Raw genomic sequence first — 22168 nt, forward strand, 5'->3', positions numbered from 1 at the left:
TTAAATTTTTAAGAGGCAAATGTCTATAAAAGCATAGCAGTTTTAATAATCATGAGTAAAATTTCAGTTTCTGCTCAATACAAGGTATTTTATTGATTTTAATTGCTCTTCATATAAGTTCATAAAAAAGACTGACACCATGTATCAGTCTTTTTCTATAAATTATATTCAAATCCTTATTTCACAAATGAATTGTATGAATTTAATACAGATTCATACGAGGAATCAATCTGCTGGATATCGCTGTCGGAAATCTTTCCTGTGCCTTTAGCATCACGGATCAGTTTTCTATAGGTATCCAAAAAGCTGGAAGCAGTTTTATTGAAGCTTTCAAACTGTGATTTCTTGTAAGAATACTGAGGATCTTTCACATTGAAATCTAATTTTGAATTGGCTTCTACCGTTTTGGCCAGCTCATCATATTTTTTCTGAGCTTCCGCTTCGTTGAACTTCCCTGAATACTGCTTATCCAATAGATCAATATTAGAGTCAAGAGAGTTCATTACATTTTTGGAAGAGATGATGTACTCTTTCATCGGGTGATCCTTAAGAATTACTTCTTCGGCAGCATCTGTTCCCGGTTTAATTTTGGCGATTACGCTTTCTCCTGAAGTAAATAAAGCCTGAGCTTCCGTCTCAATATCCTTTGTGATGGCCTCTGCTTTCACTCCTTTATCATCTTTATAATCTTCAGAATTCATATAGGATTTAAGCTCTTCAAACTTTTTCTCAATATTTTCTTTTTTAGCCTTATACATGTTAAAGTCTGCTTCTATGGCTGCTTTATCTTTTCCAAATCCTGAAGGCACCTCCTTAATCTTTCCAAATGCATAATCCATTGAATTGATTACGATAGGCATCATCACGACCCTTTCTCCTTTCGCTTTCGCTGAGGCGGCATCTGCGTATTTAAGTATGCTTTCGATATGTCTGGAGGTACTTTTATAGGAATCTAAAAAATTGTTGTTAAAATCAATAATTGCATTGGCATCATTTGCTCCGCCAAGATTCAAAACAGATTTACCCAGTGTACTGATGTCTTTTTTACAGCTGATGACACTTACTGAAGTGAATGTCAGAGCCATTGCAAGTACAATAATCTTTCTCATATTTTATAGTTTAGGTATTATTTATATTTCGTCAAGATCGATGTCTTCATTGCTTATTTTTACTACATATTCGATCCCGTCAATAGCTTTTGAAATGATTTGGTTCCTAAGGATATTGGCCATATTTTCCCAGTATGCTCTTCCGTAAAAAGAATAGTTCATGGGAATAATTTCTACCTCCACAGTTCTTACAAAACCTTCTTTCGGGCGGTTGCTGATCATGGTGCCTCTTCTTACTCTTACTTCTTTCACCTCATCTTTGAGGATCATTCTGCAATAGTTCTTTACATCTTCCAGCGAAATGATCTTATCTCTTGTAGTCAGGGCATATTTATAAGCCTGAATACTGTCTGTTCCTTTCTGCTCTTCAGAACCACCTATGGTTTCTGTAAGAAGGACCACAGTCTGAGACTTCAGCTGATTGGAAAGTTCTGTTCCCGGACGCATATGATTCGCCAGTGTACAATGGGTCACCCAGAAGGAAGCATACGTATGATCCGTTTTTTCTACGGGCTCCATGATCACATAATTCAACTCCTGTCTTATATTTCTTTTGGCGTTGTTCACTTTCTGCACCATAGTTTTCATTTTGTCAGACATTTCGCTGAGTACGCCCTTAACATTATCTCTGTTTAAAAGTGAAAATGCAGCGATCTCATCTCTGGTCAGTTCCAATACATTGGCAATCATGTCTACCGCATTTCTATTGGTAAAACGTTCCATTCCTCCTTTTCGTACCGTATACAGGCCTTTTTTAAGGTCATCAGCAGGAGTAAAAGGAATCTCGGTATATTTTCTTCCGTCACCATCCTGAACTTCATCCACATAGAGGAAATGTTCTCCTTCGTCTGTAACAAGAGGAATATTGTTTCCCATGATATCCAAACTGTATTCTGTTTTCTTCCAGCCTCTGTTGTAAATGGGAAAAGCATTCACGACAAATGAAAAATTATCCAGAATTTCAGCAGAAAACTGGGGTGGGAATTCGAAAGTAAGCCATAAATAACGCTTGTCTCCGATCTGTTTTCTGATATCTTCTTTTCCATCCAGAAAATCCAGGTTTTGTGGCAGTTTTCCAGGTTCTGAAAAGAGACTGCTTGAAAGTCCTGTGATTTCGATGAATTTATGGCGGTAAATACTTTTAATATCTTCAATGGCCTTATTTCGTATTGATTGCTCTTTGAACATCTGTTCATATCCTTCAGGCTGGCTGTTCGTAAGATAGCTTAATCCTTCTCTTACAAACAAAGGATTTCCATTACTGCTTACTGTAATATAAGGAAGTAGTTTATAGACAAAGTCCATATGTTCAAAAGCAGGATTTGAACAAAATATACTGAGGTATTTAGGGAAACTTTCGCTGGTATATCTGCTGACATCCACTCCTATTGTCACCTTTCTGTAATCTTCCGATTTTCCCTGGAATCTGGCTACAGGTATTTTATTCAGCCTGTCATCTATGCTGTAACAGGTATTTCCTACAAACATTACTGCAGTCTGTACCTTATTGATCCGTACATTTCCTACCGGCGTAAAAGGAATATTCAACTGTTTGTCTGATTCCGATTTCACTGTAGAGGTCATTTGCTTACGGAAAAAGAATTCGGTATGCTCCAACAGGACTTCCGAAGATTCATAGGGCAGCGTAAAAGCAACTGCGTGCGCCGGGATCGGATGAGTGTAAATGGAAGGGGTCAGAAGTTTTGCCAGCTTTTCAAGGATCCTTGCATTAACGGTCTGGATCTCGTTATTGGCCTTAAAGACTTCCGTACTGAACGCGTCTATCAGTAATTTTACAAAGGGATCCAGAGATTGCGGGCTTTTCAGTCCCCATACTTTCGTAGCGTTCTGAAGCATTCTTGCCTTTACGGATTCTTTGGAATATATATTTTGATCTAAGTTCATAAATTTTTCTTGCTGTTAAAAACATTTAGTCAATAGACATCGGACTTAAAAATAATTCTGTAGAAAAGCTGAAACGCTCTCCCGTTGCCTCCATTTTTGCATTGATGGCAATTCTTACTTTCTTTTTGATTTCTGTGTGTTCTTTGGTATCGTAGCTGTGCTCTACAAATTGAATGTGGGCATCAACCTGTGCCTGTACGATCCGTGGCTCATATTCCTGAATCTGCCTTCTCAGGCTTTTGATGAAAACGCTTTCCCATACGGCACTGGTAACTCCGTTATCGAATTCCAGACTCCAGACATCGTTTCCATAGTTATCATCATATCGGTTCTCCCCTTTTTTAGTGGTGATCAGCAACATGATATTGTGCGCAATGCTTTCGCCCATGTCGCAGATATCAATGCTCCCGCCTTCTGTCATGAGTGTTGAAGGTACAAAAGGCATTCTGTAATTTGGTGTATCCATAGTCAGCTTCTTATTTTTACTTCATGGTCTAGTTTACTTAAAAAGAACTACCAAAATACACATTTTCATGAAATAAACAGGAAAAGACCTCAAAAATATTATCAAAAATGAGAGCTCCCAGAATCGTCCGGAAGCCCTCAAGTATTATAAATATGGTGAAATTTTAGCTTATTGACCAGTGTGTTTTTTTCTGTTAATAAAATAATAGACCGGAAGTCCAAGCAGGACCATTACAAATCCAGGCCATGTGTATTGCTGTTTGTAGATCAGAAGCAACACGCAAAATCCTGTTCCGATCAGAAGGTAGATAACAGGAGTTACCGGATACAACCATGTTTTGTAAGGTCTTTCCAGTTCCGGTTTTTTAAACCTTAAATAAATAACTCCGAAAACAGTGATCATATAAAATAAAACAATCACAAAAGAAATCATATCCAGAAGATTACCATATTGCCCGCTCAGACAAAGCAACGAAGCCCAGATTCCCTGCATCCACAACGCATTTTCAGGAACCTCATTTTTGTTATTCTTCTCCGCCGAATTGAAAAACATTCCGTCTTTCGCCATAGTCTGAAATACTCTTGCTCCAGCCAGGATAAGTCCGTTGTTGCATCCGAACGTGGACACCATCACAAGAACTGCAATGATAACAGTCCCTGCACTTCCAAAGATATTCTGTGACGCAGCCACTGCTACCCTGTCATTGGTAGCAAAAGCAATACTGTCTCTGTCTAAAGCGTTTAAGTATACATAATTCACCGCCAAATACAGAATCATCACTGCTGATGTTCCATAGATCATTGATTTAACAATATTTTTTTTTGGATTTTCCACTTCTCCGGAAACGAATGTAACACTTTCCCAAGCGACAGAGCTGAAAACAGATCCTACCATGGCAGCAGCAATACCTCCAAGTAGAGTCATTCCACCAATTGGCTCCCATCCTTCTTTAAGGAAATTACCACTGATGTCCTTTTTTAAATTATTAAATGAATCAGATCCGAGACTGAAGTTTTCAGACAGATGGGAGAGATCAACCAGAATAAATCCGGCTGCTATCAAACCTAATAAAGCAATGATCTTTGAACCCGTAAATACATTCTGAAGCAGTTTTCCACTCTGAACACCTCTTGTATTGATATAAGTAAGTAAAAGGATAACGGCTATTGCCAGAATCTGTATCCATGTAATTTTAAATTCTCCACTCTGGAAAAGCGGTGCAGCATCATTCAATGAGGGAACAAGGTACGCCGTAAATTTACCGAAAGCCATCGCTACTGCTGCGATAGTTCCAGTCTGGATTACTGTAAACAGTCCCCAACCATAAAGGAATCCCATCTTTTTACCAAAAATCTCTTTGAGATAAGTGTATTGTCCGCCTGCCTTTGGAAACAGTGCTGAAAGTTCTCCATAGCTGATTGCTGCGGCTACAGTCATTATTCCCGTAATGACCCAAACGATGACCAGCCAGAAACCGGATCCCAGATTCCGCATCATATCGGCACTTACAATAAATATCCCACTTCCAATCATAGAGCCCATTACCAGCATAATGGCATCCCAAAGTTTCAGTTTTTTCTGCATAGTCAAGTATAGACGTCAAATATAAACAAATCTGTCATTCATTTTGAAATTTGTTTAAAATTTACAGCACCACCTGTTTTTTATCAACTTATTACCGAATTATTATTCAATTTTAATTAGTACTTTTGAAAAAAATATTAAAAATGAAATTCAAGGCTATATTATTTGCAGCAGCTGTAAGTATTTCTACTTTAGCTTTTGCACAGGAGACCTCACAGAAAAAATTTGGACCACCGGCAGGAAATGCTGTTGTAGGTGATACTTACGGATCAGGAGTGGTTTCAACTTCAGAATCAAAGGCCATTACAGTAGATAAGCTGAGCAAGAAACTAAAAAAAGACAACAAAAAAGTAGAAGGCGTAGCAGTGAAAGGAAAAGTAACCGATGTATGTGAGAAAAAAGGATGCTGGCTAACCATCCAGACTGAAGATAATTCTCAGTTTTTCGTAAAAATGAAAGACTATGCATTCTTTGTACCTACCGCTTTAAAAGGTAAGACAGTCGTACTGGAAGGAACAGCAGAAAGAAAAGTGACTTCTATAGATGAGCAGAAACATTATGCGGAAGATGCCAAAAAACCTCAGGCCGAAATTGATGCCATTACCTCTCCTAAAGAAGAGATCAGGTTTGTAGCCAATGGAATCAAAGTAGTGAACTAGTCTTTTAAAAATAAATAACGTCCTCAAAAAGTAGTACTTTTTGAGGACGTTTTGTTTATGTATATTAATACCATCTAATCTTCTATTGTAAATTCTGCCTGGGCATCCAGCTTGGGATACTTAGTAGCAGCGATAAACTTCTTCCCTGTACAGTCCACTTCAAGCCAACCTTTTTTACCTTTTACATCTCCTACTTCCATCACAAACGGAACGAAAGATATCTCATCTTTTCCTTCTTCTATCATTTCGCGGTACTGAATCGCAACATCCAGAATACATTCATGATCCGTGTTCAATTTTACATTCCTGTAAATAATATCATAATGCGTTTCCTGGTTCTCCGGAATTTCAAGATACTTTTCCCAGCCTTCAATATCTGAAGCCAATTCACTGATGGCTTTCAATGCATAATATAATGCAACAGTGTAATACTTTCTGGTCCCCTTTCTTGTATAGTCATCTACAAAATGACCACCTTCAAATAAAATAGTGGGCATTCCTGCCTTAATAAAATTATCTCCTGTAGAGGTTGGATAAAACTCATCAGAATATCTTCCGATCTGATTGGGAATTAATTCTTTTAAGTTTTCATATACCCTTCCTATGACAGCCATACATTTTTTTCTGTTTTCCGTCACTGTACGTTCTACATTTTCTGACGGAGCCAGAAAAGAAAGCGTCGCCGGATGGATCCCGTCTGTGGTGAAAATGGTTCTCTGCTCATGCAGATTTAACGCATAGTCGTATGTATCTGAAGCCACCGCCTTTTTAAGAAATTTAATCTCCTTACTGGACTCATTATGGAAATCTCTATTCAGATCAATCTCTGCCGCATTAAGCCTTGTCCATCTTTCCGATCCATCAGGATTGAGCATGAAAATAAAATCCAGCCTGACCTTACTGAAAAGATCTTCTTTCATTTCCGGAGCTTTATTCAAAGTTTCAAGCAGATCGAGCATCGCATGCGTAGCGTTTGATTCGTTACCATGCATTTGTGACCAGGCAAGAACTTTAATAGTTCCTGTTCCGATGCTTAACTGAAAAATGGGTTTATCTAAATATGATCTTCCAATCTCCTGAATGTAACCGCCGAGATTGGCCTGTAAGTAAGAAAATAATTTTTCAGGAGAAATATAGCGGTTTAAGAAATTAGGGTTTGGAATATAGAGCTGTTCAAAATTCATTATCAATAATTTACAAGAGTCAAATTTAATGATTTTTATACAAAAACAGACAGTTAACATTTGTAACTGAGCTAAACATCACACGCTGCCATTTTGTCTGTGGATAAAATTGTTAATTGAACGAAGTATAAATCCATAATTACAATAATCATTAAATCAGATACTTACAAAGTTTATATCAATTATATTCACAACATTACTTTAACGTCATAAAAGCCTGTATATCGATAAATAAGTATAATATAATTAAACAACCTAAATGTGGAAAACTTCGTCTTTTTCAATTGCATACAAATGTAAAATGCAATTTTTAACCATTTAACGCTGAATTTCAGAGAGATTTAAAGTTAAAAAAAGAACTCATATGAATTCATAGAATGGGCATTTATCAATAAAATAAAAACTACATGGTTATAGCACAACAGCCTTATAATCAACCAAATATTCTATTATTTACTTTTGTATACAGAGTTAAAGTACCCTTTCCCGTTTATATTAGCCTATTATCAGAATAAAAACAAAAAATTTACAATTTACATTTGAAAACAACTGTAATTAATTGATTTTATGGTATTTATCGTTTGTCATTTATCTCCATGGGTGTCTACTTATCAACATACTGCTTAATCATTTGATTTAAAGGAATAGTTAACATAAAATTATAGTTTACTTAGTTAAATAGACAGAAAACAAAAGAAACAATTGTATAAAAATCTATCTGTTAAGTAATTAAACACCATTTACAATTGTATACAAGTGAAACAAACATGATTTACTTTTGTAATTTGTTTTTGTAAACTATATTATTTACATTTGTAAAACAATTGACAACTTATTCTTATGAGTTTAAACGAAAGAATTTCCAAAGTTATAGAGTATTCCAATCTGAGTTCTTCTGAGTTTGCAGATGAGATCGATGTACAGCGCTCTTCCATTTCCCATATTACTTCCGGAAGAAACAAACCGTCTCTGGAATTTATTATCAAGATAAAATCCCGTTTCCCTGAACTTCTTTGGGACTGGCTGGTTACTGGTGAAGGGGAAATGCTGAAATCAGAATTACCGGAAGTGGAATCTTCTCCGGAAGAGAAAACAGATGATGAGAAAGGAAGACCTACTCCTCTGCCCGATCTATTTACCATGATGAAGGATGATGAAGATTTTGGAGCAGAAGAGGAAATTGAATCCTTAAAAGAGAGTCCACGAGAATCGTTTATACCGCCTCCTTATAAGACCCAGAAAAATATATCCGATTCTCAGCGATTAGAAAAATCCAATAATGAAATAATAAGTCAAGTAATTGGTAATCAATCTAATAAAATAAAAAGGATTGTTCTTTTCTATGAGAACGGAAAATTCGAAAGTTTTGAACCATAAAAAACCTGGCCAAAGAAAATGGCCAGGATAAAAAATATTTGAAGAAGAAAACTAAAGCTATTGCTTTATTAATTTTGTCATTTTTGTAAGCCCGCCTTCATTCTTTATTTTCAGAATGTAGTTGCCTTTCGGCAGATCAGAAACATTGTATTCTTCGGAACCTTTCAATGTTTTTACCAACTTCCCGGAAGCATCTATAATTTCCACGCTGCTTATTTTAAGTTTTTCAGGATTATTAATTCTGAAATTTTCTTTTGTCGGATTAGGATACACCTGAACTCTGTTGTCATATTGCATCGTCTCCTGCGTACCCAGCGTAATTGCTGTAAATGTAATCACAAATGGCATATCCAAAGGATAATCCGGAGCGGCGGCAGGGTTTCCTAAATCTACAATAGGTACCCAAGTGCCTAAAACAGCATCAAACTGTTTAGCATTATAAGCAGGAAGTCCTCTGTTTCCAACAATTGTAACCGGTGGTAAAAAGCCAGCATTGGCAGCCACTACATTTTGCAGCTGATATTTCACCCAATAGGTTCCTGCACCTAAAGTCTTAGGAGTACTTGCTGTAACTTTCCATATCTTTCTTATAGTGGTAGGTACCGCAACAGCCGGTACCGCAGTATTTCCTGTTCTGTACATATTGGCATCTGCTCCAGCACTGAATCTGTTGGTGGTATCATCTCCATATACACTTACAGCCCCCGCTACAGAAGGGTCTGAGCTGAAAATATTCACCCTCACTGTATTAAAAGGAGCAGTTGTTCCCGCATAATTGGTTTGATAGGCAAAGAAATCAATAGTAGAAATCTGCCATGTAGATCCAACAGGAATTGTAAAGTCATCAGCAATAAAAAAACTTGCTGTTGCCGAACTGAAAGTCCCACCCAATCCCAAGCTGGTATTGGATTCTGTAGTATTTCCGGTATTATTCTGAAGTTCAGACCAAGTATAGCCAGCAGGTGCTGCAGTACCGCCCTTAGTGGTTGCGCCTGTACTTAAACCTCCATTATTGTAGGTTTGGGAGAGGATAAAGTTAACCGCCATCAAGGCAGCAACGAGTAATGTTTTTTTCATGTATTAGTTTTTTATGGTTTAATCAAATATAGAAAATAATAATAAAATAAACAATAAAAAGTTAATAATTTTAAAACATACGTAACATAAAGTTAATTTTACAAAATTATCAATAATAGAATAAGACTATTGAAATGGATAACGAACAGTACTTTTTCCTATAAATATATCCCACAAAAAAAGACCTGCATTACTGCAGGTCAGTTCTATTTATAAGAGGATATTCTTATTTTCTCCTTCTTTCAAGTTCTTTTTTGATCAGCCCAAGCTCTCTTCCCGTCTGTCCTGCTACAGAAGTATTCTCTCTTGCTCTTCTGGTAAGATAAGGGACAACATCTTTTACAGGTCCATATGGAAGGTATTTAGCTACATTATAGCCTTTATCCGACAGATAGAATGAGATATTATCACTCATGCCGTAAAGTTGTCCAAAATAGATATTCGGATTGCCATTTTCCAAAGATTTTTCCTTCATTTTATCCATGATCAGTTCTGATGAAATCTCATTATGGGTACCAAAAAATGCAGATACTTTATCTAAATGATTCATCACAAAATCAATACCGGCATTATAATTTTTGTCTGAAGCTTCTTTAGTAGGCTGAATAGGATCTGCATATCCTTTTTCTGCAGCTCTTGCTCTTTCCTTCTCCATATAGGCTCCACGAACAATCTTATATCCGATGAAATAATTCTTTTCTCTTGCTCTCTGAAGATTTTCTTCCATATATTCCAGTCTCCCCGTTCTGTACATCTGGATGGTATTCCAAACGATCGGTTTTTCTTGGTTATATTTCTCCATCATCTCTTCGCAAAGTTGATCTGCCGCATCCTGCATCCAGGTTTCTTCGGCATCGATCATTACTTTTTTATTATTTTCATGACACAGTTTGCATACTTCATCAAATCTTTTTACGACTCTTGTCCATTCTTCTTTCTGACTAGAAGTAAGTTCAGCACCTTTTCCTACCGCTTCATAAAGATCAATTCTTCCAAAAGCAGTTGGTTTAAATACAATAAAAGGAATTGCCGGATTTCCTACCGAAAACCTGATAATATCTTTAATCTCCTTGCACACTGCATCAAACGTCTCTTCATCTTCCTTTCCTTCAATGGAGTAATCGAAAATACTTCCTACCCCTCTTTTGAAAAGCTGTTTTACCACTTTCATACTTTCTTCACGGGTTTCTCCTCCGCAGAACTGCTCAAACAAAGTGCTTTTTACAATTCCCGTTACAAAAGGAAAATTGTTGTGTACTGTAAAATTAAGGACAGAAGTTCCAAGACTGGTAAGAGCAGGCTGTTCAATCATTTTAAACATCCAGTAGGCCTTTCTCAATTGTGCATCAGACTTGTCTGCAAATGCAACTTTAGTATCGTTAAAAATGGGCATTCCTTTTTATTAAATTTAGTTTTGCAAAGGTAATAATAACCTCAGTTTATTTAAAGAAATTTTTCTATAATTTATTCTCAATTCCGTTCAATAGCATGGCTATAATTCCTATAAAAACCCAAAATCTTAATATATTGAGGGTAAAGAACTTACTTCTTCGGGAAGAACTTAACAAAAGATAAATACAAAGAATCATCACAAACAGCCCTCCGGCAAAATAATAGGCCATAAATCCAGAAACACCGGTTTTGGCAATAAGCTTCATAGAAACAGCCATGGTGATCATCAGTAGAGAAGTAATAATGATCTGGGTATTTCTGTTTTTAAAATAGTTAGGAATTGTGATGTACCCAAATGCTTTGTCAACACTTTTGGTAAGCATATCTTTGACAATATCGATGCATAAAAGGATAAGGAAAAGAAAAATAGCCATCAGCATTACCTTCTTGGAAAAGGTTTCATAATACACCATCATTCCGAAAAAAGGATATAATGTGAGGCTTACAAAAGTAAGATTATTGATGATCAACAGTCTGCTTAATTTGTGGCTGTAAAACCACATAAAAAACTGATAAACCACAAAAAATACAAATACTTTATGGGAAATCATCCAGGCTACGCCAAGAGAAATAGCACTGAGGACAAGATAAGCATATAAAAAGTATTTCTGCTTGATAAAGCTTTGAATTCTGGTACGGAAAGGTTTTACTACATGATCTTTTTCAAGGTCATAAAACTGGTTGATAATTCCGCCCGCCAGAATGGTAATTACTGTACAGAAAATGATGCCGTGTACTTTAAAGTCAAACACAAATTTTCTGAAGGTTTCATCCTGATTGAAAAGGAAAAAAGTAGATACATACAAAGCAAAGGTAAGCAGTATCGCGACAAAAAACCGGGCACCGATCAGAAAGCCCACGAATTGTGAAAACCTGTAAAATATAGATTTCGGGATATCGTTTTTGGATTGGAAAGTTTCTTTTTCAGAATTCATTCCAGGCTTTTTAAAATCTGTAAATCACTTCTTTCTGGAAGCCTTCAAGCATTTTTTCTGCTTTCGCATAATCTTTGGTAAAGCCAAGTATATATCCACCACCGCCACTTCCGCAGAGTTTCAGGTAATAAGCATTGGAATCGAGCCCTTTTTTCCAGATGTTGAAAATACTTTCCGGAATCATAGGACGAAAATGTTCATAGGCCCAATGAGAAAGTTTTTTCAGATTTCTGAAGAAAGGATTCATGTCTTTTTTAAGGAAAGATTCGATGCATGCGTTGTTGTAACGGATGAACTCCTCTTTTAGCGTTTTTCGGAAACCCTCGGTTTTCATTTTTTCAAAGAAAATCTGAATCATGGGTCCTGTTTCTCCGGTGATACCACTATCGATAAGGAATATTGCTCCTTTTCCTTCCTCTCCATCCGGGATGGAAACTCGGTCAAGGTTTTCTTTATTTTCGATAAGAATCGGCAGATTCATATAACAGATTAAAGGATCCATTCCTGAACTCTTTCCATGAAAATAGCTTTCCATTTCCCCGAAAACAGTTTTTAGTTTTTTAAGATTATCTTTTGAAATCTGTTCAGGGTCTAATTTTCTGATGGCATATTTTTCGAAAATAGCAGCAACCAAAGCTCCTGAACTTCCTACTCCATATCCCTGAGGAATATTGGAATCAAAGAAAAGTCCGGATGAAATATCGTTTTTAAACTGCTTAATATCTAACTTGAAATCATCAGAAAGATCAAGCGTAGCAAGAAAATCAGAGTATTTCTGCAGATGTCTGTTGGATTTAAGTTCAAATTCAGAACTCAAATCTGAGAATTTTAAAGTTCCTTTGTAGAAACTATAAGGCACTACAAGCCCCTGGGAGTCTTCAATCATCCCATATTCTCCGAACAGAATTATTTTTGCATAAAATAGAGGGTTCGTCATTTTGACAATAAATCTTTTTACAAAGTTAAAATTATTCCGCTGAATATAAGCAAAACCCAAGCCGAAATGCAATTTATTTGCATAGAAAAATTATTTTCCTTTTGATTAAACCCAAAAAAGCATGCTATTTTATTTAAATAAAGCAAAAAGCCTGAATTCATCAGGCTTTTACTATTAGGTTTGAAGAGGCGAAAATGCATCTCAGAAGTTACGATTAGACCTGCCATTTTCTTTCAGTTGATAGAATTTGGTGAGACCACCTAAAAAAAATGAAAACAGGTGGTGTCTACTCTATTTTAGACATCAATAACTTCCCTACATCTATCATTATTGTTTGATTAATTTTTTATTGACAGTCTGCTTATCTGTTTCCACGGTTACAATATAATTTCCGGTCTGAATAGATGAAACATTTACTTCCTGTTTATTTCCTTTCAGTGAAGATGCAGACATCACAAGTCTTCCTGCTTCATCATATATTTTATAAGATCTTAAGACGTCTTTCGACGAAATAACGATCATATTTTTAGCCGGATTCGGATAAATACGTATCACATTATCATTTTTAGTGACCTCATCAATCCCCAGAACATTGCATGAAAAATTAACTTTCCATCCATTATCCGTCACCCCGGGATCAGATACAAACTTTACCGTAATGGCTCCGGAAGAATGAGTAGAAGTGAAAGGCCCAGGTATTGTGCTCCCTGTAAGATTATTGCCATTAGCAAATACAGGAGAAGCAGTAGAAGGTCCGTTATAGATAGACATAAAATCATAGTCCTGCTCTAAAGCAAATTCTGTAAAATTCATCGTCAGCGCTCCAGAAGAAGGATAAAATGTTTTAACAATGGTTTCGTTATTTTCATATCCTGCAGTCTGGCCTCCTGTATCTGTAAACAATGCGCCATCACACCATGCTCCATCGGTAAGAAATAGTTGAGTTCTCTCATAAGCATTGGATCCGGAACAGTTCGTGCCTACCGATAATTTGTAATACGTTGCAGGCTGAAGGTTGCTAAAATTAAGTGCCTGAGCATTTGTATTTCCTGATTGTACAAGGGAACCGTCTGTTTTGGTCAGTTTATATTTCCACGATGCCGACACTGCATCATTAAATGCTGCATTAGCGGAAACCTGTGTAATATTTGATATGTTCATTTGCGTAATGGTAGATTCACATGCGGTGGTACAATTGGTTCCCAGACATGGTTTTGACTCAACTGTGTTTCTGATCAAAGCAGCGGGCTGCGGTCCGAATCCATTATTAAAACTAATTCCTACTCCAGAAACAAGGTGACAGTAGCTCATGATAGATCCTTTAACCGCAGTTGAAGGAATAGGCCCCGTGCATCCTTCGCTATAACCAGCCTGAGCTCCGCATCCGTCAATTGCGGTATTATTTCCGTTCCATGCACAGGCATGTGTATGCGGAGATCCTAAGCTGTGTCCCATTTCATGGGTCATCGCCTGAATAGTCCATGAATATACCGGAACATTAGAATAGGTTTGTGAAATTCCTGAATAGGCATGTTTGTATGTTCCACACAAAGAGTTAACATAAGCTACGCTGGTAGTGGCCGGAGCATTAATTAAATGGGCAAGATCACCGTTAAAGGTCTGTCTGTTATTTCTGAAATTAGAAAGATTATTATTGGGAGTTCCGGTGTAAGGGTCCTGAGTAGTCCAGATAAAAATTTCATTCAGGGCTACTTTGATCTCATCATTGCTGTATAGTGTTGCAATATTGTTATGGATAGCTGTCAGCCAGTTGGTGGTATTGGTTACGTCGGAATTATTATTTTGATAAGGTTTAAAACAAACTTCATAATAGATTCTCACACAATTCTCCGTCATGGCTTTTTTGCCAGCAGCCGGATTGAATGAAATATTTTTCGCCTGATTTTCTTTTAATTCATCTACACCACACACAAATGGGTTAGCTCCTGTCAGTTTTGATTCTGAATAGCTTACAAATTCTTCAGCATTTTTCGCTTTTCCAACAACTACATTTCCAAGCTCAGAAGTAGAAGCCACCCCTACAATATCACCGTTAAAGAAACTGAAAGCTGCAATCGAAGTATTATCTCCTTTTACAATTCCCATATAGTAGGCTCCAGGAGTATAGTTTACTATTTCTCCCTTATTGGTCACCACTTTGAAATCATTGGTGAAAATCTGATTTTTATAAAGCTCTACAGTAATCTGCTTATCTCCTTCAAAAGGAAAGCTTATTTCAAGGTATTCGGGTTTTTCATTAACCAGTCTTTTCAGCTCTGCAGATCTAACATTCATGACGGTAATGTCGGTCGCAGCTCTTTTGTACTCGGAGCGCTTTTGTGGTGCCTTGTTCACGTCAAACAAATCATACTTTTGAAAAGTATTTTTCTCTGCATGATCATCTGAAATTTTTTGTGCCACCGGTCTCAATTTTTGAGGAAAACCAAAAATAATGCATTGCACCAGGCATAACAATAGGATTTTTTTTATCATATTCACTTAATTAGATCTACAAATAAACAAAAAAAATCAAAGTATAGTGATAAATAATTATATTTTCAGGCCAATCTCAATGAAACCGGCAGCAAATATGAATATGCTATTCTATTTCTAAAATGGAGACCCTATAAAATAAAAAAGGAACTGAATTTAAACATCCGGCCCCTTTGCTATTTTTAATTAAAAAATCTTTGTTATTTTTTCTGAACACTATTTCCTACTCCTGTTATAGAAGTATTGGGTTTACCTGTTTTTGTAGGTGACTCTTTATAAAAAACTTTATTTGTGGTTCCTTCCAGGACAACGCGGGTTACCTTATCTACATAGATCGTATTACCCGAACCGGACACTTCAAGTTTCGCGGCAAAACCCTTGATCGTCACCACATTATTTACCCCAGAAACGGTAGCATTACCACCATCTGATGAAAAGCTCTGATTGTGTCCTACACCGTCAATTTCAATGTTTTTCCCTTTCTGAGTACTTGTTCCAAATTCAGAATTTGCTTTCGAATTTTTTTGAGCCTGTGTTAAACCTATTCCTATAAAAAGAATAGATACGATAAGTGTTTTTTTCATAATATTCATATTAATTTTGAGTCAAAACTGCTACAATTAAAATGCCAATCATCTGATTAACAATAATAAAAAGAATTAACACATGTTCATATTTTAAAAGATAAAGTATTAAAATATCTATTCTGCATCACAAAAAAGGATGTCTTAAGGTAAGACATCCTTTTAATTGTTATTTTGCTAAAATTATATTCAGTATATCAAATTCTTTTATAAAGTATCCCTGTCTTTCAACATATTAACTTTTAAGAATCGGATCAGGACAAGTCCCGTTGCAAAAAATAAAGTCATTGAAAGTGCTGCGATACGCATATTATTGAAATGTTCAATTAATGTTGCAAAAATAAATGTCCCGATAATGATTGCTATTTTTTCCAATACATCATAAAAACTGAAATAAGTGGTATTCTCCATAGAATCTTCCGGAAGAAGCTTTGAATAGGTAGATCTGGACATTGCCTGAAGTCCTCCCATCACCAATCCCACTACAGCCGCCACACCATAGAACTGATATTCTACAGTAGGATTTTCTTTGTTCAGGAAGTAGGCCCAAAGACAGGCTACAATCCATAATACAATTGCAATAGAGATGACGTTCTTGTTTCCAATCTTTCTGGATAATCTGGAGAATATAACGGCCCCGATAATGGCTTCAATCTGAATTACCAAAAGCGTTCCGATAAGTTTATCCTGAGCCAGATTGATTTCACTTTTTCCAAATAAGGTTGCCATTAAGAAAATGGTCTGCATTCCGACACTGTAGAAGAAGAAACTGGAAAGGAAAAACTTTAAATTTTTATCTTTAAACAATACCCCACCTACTTTAAACAGCTCATGAAAGCTTTCTTTAGCAATGTCTTTATAAAAGCTCATGTTGTCTTTCAACACCTCAAAGAAACCTCCCTGTTCTTCATGTCTTTTAAAGATATTCTTATAGTTGAGCAGCACCAGGTCTTTGGGTAATTTCTCTTTAACATCTCCAAACTGAGGAAGGTGCTTGAAAGTATACTGGGAAAAACCGAACCACCAGGCACCGGTCAACAGAAAGCTTATTCTGGTGAACAAAAGCTGTTGTGCCGCTCCTTTAGCAAAAACCTGAATCAGTACCAGGCAGATCACCACAAGCACTACAGAGCCCAGATATCCGTACACATATCCTTTGGCGGAAAGTGCATCCTGCTTATCCCGAGTCGCAATATCCGGCAGAAAGGAGTTGTAAAAAACCAGACTTCCCCAGAATCCAACACTCGCGGTAATACTGAACAGAAGGCCTAAAAATACATTATGCATTCCTGTAAACATCGCCAGCCCCATACATGAGGTAGCTCCAAGATAACAGAAAAACTGCAGGAATGATTTCTTATTTCCAATGGTATCAGCCAGTGAAGACAGGAACGGAGACAGCAACACGACAATAAAAAACGATATCGTCAGTGAGTATCCGTAGACCGCATCAGGCTGATATTCTCTCCCGAATATTTTTATCATGTGTCTTACCGGAACATCAATCCACGATTTTGTTTCTTCCACATACTCCTTTTTCTCGTAAGCAGTAGTGAGTATGGAATAGTAAATAGGGAAAATGGTAGAGGTAATAACCAATGAGTAAACAGAATTCGCCCAGTCGTATACCGCCCAGGCTTTCATAATCCGTGGATTATTTTTTATGTTTTGAGGTTGTTGATTCTCAATTTCAGACATTTCAATTAAATATTAGTAGCACAAAAATAGAAAAACCATTAAGAAATCGATTAGAATTTAGAAAAATTATCGATTCCTTAATGGTAAAATATTCTTTGAGAGTATATTACATATTTTCAATCACGATAGCAGAAGCTCCTCCGCCACCGTTACAGATCGCTGCAGCGCCGTATTTTGCATTATTCTGCTTCAATACATTGATCAGTGTCACGATGATTCTGGATCCTGAACTTCCTAGTGGATGTCCGATCGCTACTGCTCCTCCGTTGACGTTCACTTTCGATGCATCCAATCCTAAGATTTTATTGTTGGCAAGACCGACTACAGAGAACGCTTCATTAAATTCAAAGAAATCAATATCTGAAATCTCTAAACCTGCTTTTTTAAGAGCGATTGGTAAAGCTTTTGCAGGGGCCGTTGTAAAGTTTTCAGGCTCCTGGGCAGCATCAGCATAAGAAACAATTTTAGCTAAAGGCTTAAGCCCTAATTCTTCCATTTTTTCTTTAGATACAAGGATCAAAGCAGAAGCTCCATCATTTAATGTAGATGCATTGGCTGCCGTTACCGTACCATTCTCTTTCTTGAATACTGTCGGAAGCGTAGGAAGTCTGTCAAAATTAACCGCTTTATACTCTTCATCTTCTGAAAAAACAATGGGATCACCTTTTCTCTGAGGAATTTCTACAGGAACTACTTCTTCAGTAAATTTACCTTCGCTCCACGCTTTTGCTGATCTTTTGTAAGATTCTATGGCAAAATTATCCTGATCTTCTCTTGAAATGCTATAATCTACCGCACATTTCTCAGCACATACTCCCATATGAACTTTACCGTAAACATCCGTAAGACCGTCCAGTACCATCCCGTCCAGCATTTTGATATCGCCTAATTTAGTGGCTACTCTTGCGTTATAATAATGGGGAACCAGTGACATGTTTTCCATACCTCCGGCAACGATCACATCAGCATCCCCCGCTTTAATAGCCTGTGCAGCCATCGTAACGGCTTTCATTCCTGAAGCACATACTTTATTTACTGTAGTAGAAGGGGTTTCAATAGACAATCCTGCTCCCAGAGCTACCTGACGGGCCGGTGCCTGGCCTTCTCCTGCCTGCAGTACATTTCCCATATAGATCTCCTGAACATTTTTAGGATCAAGATTGATTTTTTCTAATGCTCCTTTTACAGCAGCAGATCCCAGCTTTGTAGCAGGAACCGTTGAAAGGCTTCCCATAAAACTCCCTATTGGTGTTCTTACTGCGGAAACGATGAATACTTCTTTCATGTGTATTATATTTTACTTATTTTAACGGAATTCAGCCTTACAGCTTTATTGTCCTATTTGTTTTTTTCTTTGATATAAATGACCTCGAACTGATTGCTGTCAATTTTGGACTGTATTTTCACCAGATTATCCTGAGTTTCTACAATTTTATTGTTGAAAACATCTCCTATCTGTACAGGATCATTTTTATCTGACTTTTCCAAAACGATGGACTTATAGTTACAGTCATCTATAAAAACAAGGGTAGATTTTATGTAGTCTTTGCCATTGTTGAAATATTCCGTCTGAACATTATCTTTAATGGTCATATAAAAAATTCCCTCCGGGTAATTGGCGCGCAAAAACTTTCCTGCTCTTATGCTTTTGCACTTGGCAGGCTGATCAGGCTTTTCAAACTCTGTATTTTGCGATTTCGCCTGTGAAAATACCAGCATCAACAGAGCGACTGATGCTATTTTTAAATGCTTCATATTTGTGTTCGTTGATTTATTTTTTTATTACCTACCGCAAAAACCATTAGAAAAGCTCCTAAAAACTCTACAATCCAACCCCATTTCAACTTTACCACTCCGGCAAAAGCTTCTTTCCAGGATTTAAAGGGCAGAAAGCTGAAATACTCCAGAGACTGCATTTTGACTGCTACTAATGTAAAAGCAAACAAAAGGATCAGCAGTACCCCAAAGAACCGCACTATTTTCGCACTGTTATTCACAATTCCAAAAACAGCGCATGCAGCAAAAATCCAGCATGCAATAGCCAGATAATGATCTAGTTTCCAGTAGTTCCAATTTCCTATAATAGGGACATGAACAAGAGGCATAAAACTTCCCGCCACGACCAATATCAATCCTAATAACTGAATATTTTTCATATTTACTAAAGTGCCAAAATACAAAAAAAAACACACTTTTAAATAGTGTGTTTCAAAAACGGCTGATTCCCGTACAAACATTTGTTAGTATTAATAAAAACTGATTAAAATTACATTATATTCAATTAAATGCTCTTTTTATTATTTAATCAGAAAATGATATTAACGAATTCAACCCCGATCTGTACTCCATATTTATTCTTCAGAACTGCACTATCATTGAATATCGGTGTAAAATCTTTCTGAACAAATACTTTAAAGCTTCCGTAGCTGATTCCAAATTTTCCACCTACGATAAAATCATTCACCCCATCCATTATTCTTTCTCTTTCTACAATTCTTTTTGAATTTTCATTTGAATATTTTATATAGTTTACGCTTCCTACTTTCACGCCACCATATATTCCCAGCACGAGGCTCAGCTGTCTTTTTTTATTATCAAGATATTGAACTCCCTCATATTCTAAATATTTTGGATTCAGTACAAATCTTAAGTCTACTGGGATATATAAGTATGTATTATTGAACTGGGTTTTCCTTAAATTACCTCTGTCAAAATCATCTACAAATAAAGTGTTCTCTTCCTGTTTAAAGACTTTTCCGTATTTAGGAACATACTGATCGAATCTGACCCCTAAGCCTACGCGGTAAAATACTGGGCTTTTAAAGCCTCCGACCTGACCTTCATATCTCAATGCCATCTGTGAAGAATTAAGGATTGTATTTCTGGTGTCGGAATTTTTATCATAAAAGTTGAAAGGTTCATCTTTTGAAGTCAGTCCACTTCCCATCATACTGGCAGAAAGTTCTACGGTTTGTAAAGAGTGTTTTGGACTTTTCTTCTTGTTCTGGCCTAACTTCATATTAAGACCATTAAGTCCTACCCACATTTCGTTTCTATGGCCATTGGCACTATCCCGATCCATAAAAACGGCATTCTTCACCATCTCTTTGGTGGCAGACTGCAATTCGCTCTGCTGGGCATCTACTTTTTCATTGATGGTTTGCTGATATTTTGAAGCAATTTCCAAACGTTGTTTCTGCTTCTCTTCTGATGTGATTTTCTTTTCTTTAAAATCTTTATCAACGATATCCAGTTCTGCATTCATTTTGGATTTCTCTGAAACCACAATGCTATCAATTTTCTTGGAATAAAGTTTAATCTGCGGATTTCTATCCGGATTTTTCTGCGCAGCCGTATACGTAAAAGCCATTACAGCAGCCATGAAGATTAATTTTGTTTTCATATTTTTTATTAATTTTTAGACCCTATTGTACCTCTGTCCGTATTTCAGGACAGTCTGTTGATTGTATAAAAAAATTCAGATTTATTTAGATTCCAGATAAACGGTTACTCCCAAAACGGTTACATTTCCTACGTTGGGAACAACGTTATCAAATTTGAAAGCGCCTAATTTACGGTCATCTTTACGTGACTTTTCTCTGGCTTTATCAAACTCTCTCCCCAAAAGAAGTTCATCAGGATTGATATAGTTTGATTGTTTAACTTCTGCAATGACAGGAGCATTCATGATGCCTGTATTTTCAATTTTTTCCTGATTAATTACCGCCTTTTCGGGCTGATCAGGAGTATTGAAATACACTTTATTTTCGGCAACCCGGTTATCGGAAATTTTGGGGATCACAATTTGAGCCGGATGATTTTTTTCGGCATCTTTACTTTCCATTTTTACTTTATTCTCCTCAATCGATGGATTATTTGAAATAATGGATGGGTTTTGAAGTTCAGCAGGCATTGGCTTTACTGTTTTTTCAACTATATAATCCTCTTTCTGATCATCCCACTGCGTTTTATATTGATTAAAATAAATAAAAGTTCCCATAGAAATTAACAGCACGATGACAGCAGCATATTTCCACCACTGAAAAGAGGGTTTTAAAGGGATTTGAGATGCTTCGTCCAACTTCTCGTCTAATCTGTCCCAAAGATCTTCAGAGGGCTTTATTTCGAGCCTTTCGTAGTCAGACCTTAAGTGTTTCAGTATCTCTTTTTTCATTTTCTTCTGTTTTTAAAAATTCTGTGAGCCATTTTTTTGCTTTGCTCAACTGGCTTTTGCTTGTTCCTTCTGAAATATTAAGCATTTCGGCAATCTCCTGATGCTTTTTTTCTTCAAAGACATATAAATTAAAGACCAGTCTGTATCCTGCGGGCATCTGTGAAAATATTTCTTCAATATTGAGTTCCTCCAGTCTTTCATCGATATCTTCATCAGAATAATCATCTGCAATTTCTATATCGGCATAAAGAATATTCCTGTTTTTCCTGATAAAGCTTATTGAATCGTTCACAACCATCTTTCTCAGCCAGAAAGGAAAGCTTTTCCAGTCTCTGCATTCATCAATCTTGGTAAAGCATTTCATAAATGCACTGATCAGGATATCTTCTGCATCATGAAGATTATGGGTATAAGAATTTGATATGGCCAGCATTCTAGCAGAAAACATCTCGTAAAGAGCTTTCTGTGCTCTCCGGTCCTGCTTTTTAGCCAGTAAAAAATTCTTCTCAAGGTTCTCCATGGATCAGTTTCTAT

Annotated in this window: 20 protein-coding genes; 2 read left to right on the plus strand and 18 right to left on the minus strand. The window is 36.6% G+C overall.

Annotated features, from left to right (window positions below):
- Positions 1-176: 176 nt before the first annotated feature.
- The 4 genes from BW964_RS01540 to BW964_RS01555 all read right to left on the minus strand — a co-directional run bounded on the left by BW964_RS01540 (position 177) and on the right by BW964_RS01555 (position 5064).
- Complete coding sequence (locus tag BW964_RS01540; RefSeq protein ID WP_076504148.1) at positions 177-1109, minus strand: DUF3829 domain-containing protein; 933 nt, start codon at positions 1107-1109, stop codon at positions 177-179.
- Between the two features lie 21 nt (positions 1110-1130).
- Positions 1131-3014, minus strand: coding sequence for a type VI secretion system baseplate subunit TssF (locus BW964_RS01545; protein ID WP_076504150.1), 1884 nt, complete (start codon positions 3012-3014; stop codon positions 1131-1133).
- A gap of 25 nt (positions 3015-3039) precedes the next feature.
- Complete coding sequence (locus BW964_RS01550) at positions 3040-3480, minus strand: GPW/gp25 family protein (protein ID WP_073336620.1); 441 nt, start codon at positions 3478-3480, stop codon at positions 3040-3042.
- A 168-nt stretch (positions 3481-3648) separates the two neighbouring features.
- Positions 3649-5064, minus strand: coding sequence for an APC family permease (locus tag BW964_RS01555; RefSeq protein WP_076504151.1), 1416 nt, complete (start codon positions 5062-5064; stop codon positions 3649-3651).
- A 143-nt stretch (positions 5065-5207) separates the two neighbouring features.
- Between BW964_RS01555 and BW964_RS01560 the strand changes: the two genes are divergently transcribed.
- The gene (locus tag BW964_RS01560) at positions 5208-5723 is read left to right on the plus strand and encodes a DUF4920 domain-containing protein (RefSeq protein WP_076504153.1); all 516 of its coding nucleotides are present in this window, start codon (positions 5208-5210) and stop codon (positions 5721-5723) included.
- Positions 5724-5797: 74 nt separating this feature from the next.
- Here BW964_RS01560 and BW964_RS01565 read toward each other — a convergent pair whose 3' ends face one another.
- A complete protein-coding gene (locus BW964_RS01565) occupies positions 5798-6907 on the minus strand; it encodes a M14 family zinc carboxypeptidase (protein WP_076504154.1) in 1110 nt (369 codons plus the stop codon).
- A gap of 840 nt (positions 6908-7747) precedes the next feature.
- On the opposite strand from BW964_RS01565, the gene BW964_RS01570 reads away from it, so the two are divergent.
- Positions 7748-8284, plus strand: a complete 537-nt coding sequence (locus BW964_RS01570; protein ID WP_076504156.1) for a helix-turn-helix transcriptional regulator — start codon at positions 7748-7750, stop codon at positions 8282-8284.
- A gap of 57 nt (positions 8285-8341) precedes the next feature.
- Here BW964_RS01570 and BW964_RS01575 read toward each other — a convergent pair whose 3' ends face one another.
- The 13 genes from BW964_RS01575 to BW964_RS01635 form a co-directional block, all read right to left on the minus strand.
- Entirely contained in the window at positions 8342-9361 is a 1020-nt protein-coding gene (locus BW964_RS01575) for a T9SS type A sorting domain-containing protein (protein WP_076504158.1), read from the minus strand.
- A 226-nt stretch (positions 9362-9587) separates the two neighbouring features.
- A complete protein-coding gene (locus tag BW964_RS01580) occupies positions 9588-10754 on the minus strand; it encodes a proline dehydrogenase family protein (protein WP_076504159.1) in 1167 nt (388 codons plus the stop codon).
- A 64-nt stretch (positions 10755-10818) separates the two neighbouring features.
- Positions 10819-11748, minus strand: a complete 930-nt coding sequence (locus BW964_RS01585; RefSeq protein WP_076504161.1) for a UbiA family prenyltransferase — start codon at positions 11746-11748, stop codon at positions 10819-10821.
- Between the two features lie 10 nt (positions 11749-11758).
- Complete coding sequence (locus BW964_RS01590; protein WP_076505387.1) at positions 11759-12685, minus strand: mevalonate kinase family protein; 927 nt, start codon at positions 12683-12685, stop codon at positions 11759-11761.
- Positions 12686-13012: 327 nt separating this feature from the next.
- Entirely contained in the window at positions 13013-15106 is a 2094-nt protein-coding gene (locus BW964_RS01595) for a T9SS type A sorting domain-containing protein (RefSeq protein ID WP_228432091.1), read from the minus strand.
- 272 nt (positions 15107-15378) lie between these two features.
- Positions 15379-15762, minus strand: a complete 384-nt coding sequence (locus BW964_RS01600; RefSeq protein ID WP_165789198.1) for a DUF3060 domain-containing protein — start codon at positions 15760-15762, stop codon at positions 15379-15381.
- A 207-nt stretch (positions 15763-15969) separates the two neighbouring features.
- Positions 15970-17460, minus strand: a complete 1491-nt coding sequence (locus BW964_RS01605; RefSeq protein ID WP_076504164.1) for an MFS transporter — start codon at positions 17458-17460, stop codon at positions 15970-15972.
- A 106-nt stretch (positions 17461-17566) separates the two neighbouring features.
- Entirely contained in the window at positions 17567-18745 is a 1179-nt protein-coding gene (locus BW964_RS01610; protein WP_076504166.1) for an acetyl-CoA C-acyltransferase, read from the minus strand.
- Positions 18746-18798: 53 nt separating this feature from the next.
- A complete protein-coding gene (locus BW964_RS01615) occupies positions 18799-19215 on the minus strand; it encodes a hypothetical protein (RefSeq protein ID WP_123911998.1) in 417 nt (138 codons plus the stop codon).
- Positions 19212-19616, minus strand: coding sequence for a hypothetical protein (locus tag BW964_RS01620; protein ID WP_076504169.1), 405 nt, complete (start codon positions 19614-19616; stop codon positions 19212-19214). The genes BW964_RS01615 and BW964_RS01620 overlap by 4 nt, the downstream gene beginning before the upstream one ends.
- Before the next feature lie 149 nt (positions 19617-19765).
- A complete protein-coding gene (locus BW964_RS01625; RefSeq protein WP_076504171.1) occupies positions 19766-20863 on the minus strand; it encodes an OmpH/Skp family outer membrane protein in 1098 nt (365 codons plus the stop codon).
- An 81-nt stretch (positions 20864-20944) separates the two neighbouring features.
- Positions 20945-21634 carry a hypothetical protein gene (locus BW964_RS01630; protein ID WP_076504173.1) on the minus strand — a complete coding sequence of 230 codons (690 nt, stop codon included), beginning with the start codon at positions 21632-21634 and terminating at the stop codon, positions 20945-20947.
- A complete protein-coding gene (locus tag BW964_RS01635; RefSeq protein ID WP_076504174.1) occupies positions 21600-22154 on the minus strand; it encodes an RNA polymerase sigma factor in 555 nt (184 codons plus the stop codon). The genes BW964_RS01630 and BW964_RS01635 overlap by 35 nt, the downstream gene beginning before the upstream one ends.
- Between the last annotated feature and the right edge of the window lie 14 nt (positions 22155-22168).

Source organism: Chryseobacterium shigense (genome assembly GCF_900156575.1).
GTDB lineage: Bacteria > Bacteroidota > Bacteroidia > Flavobacteriales > Weeksellaceae > Chryseobacterium > Chryseobacterium shigense.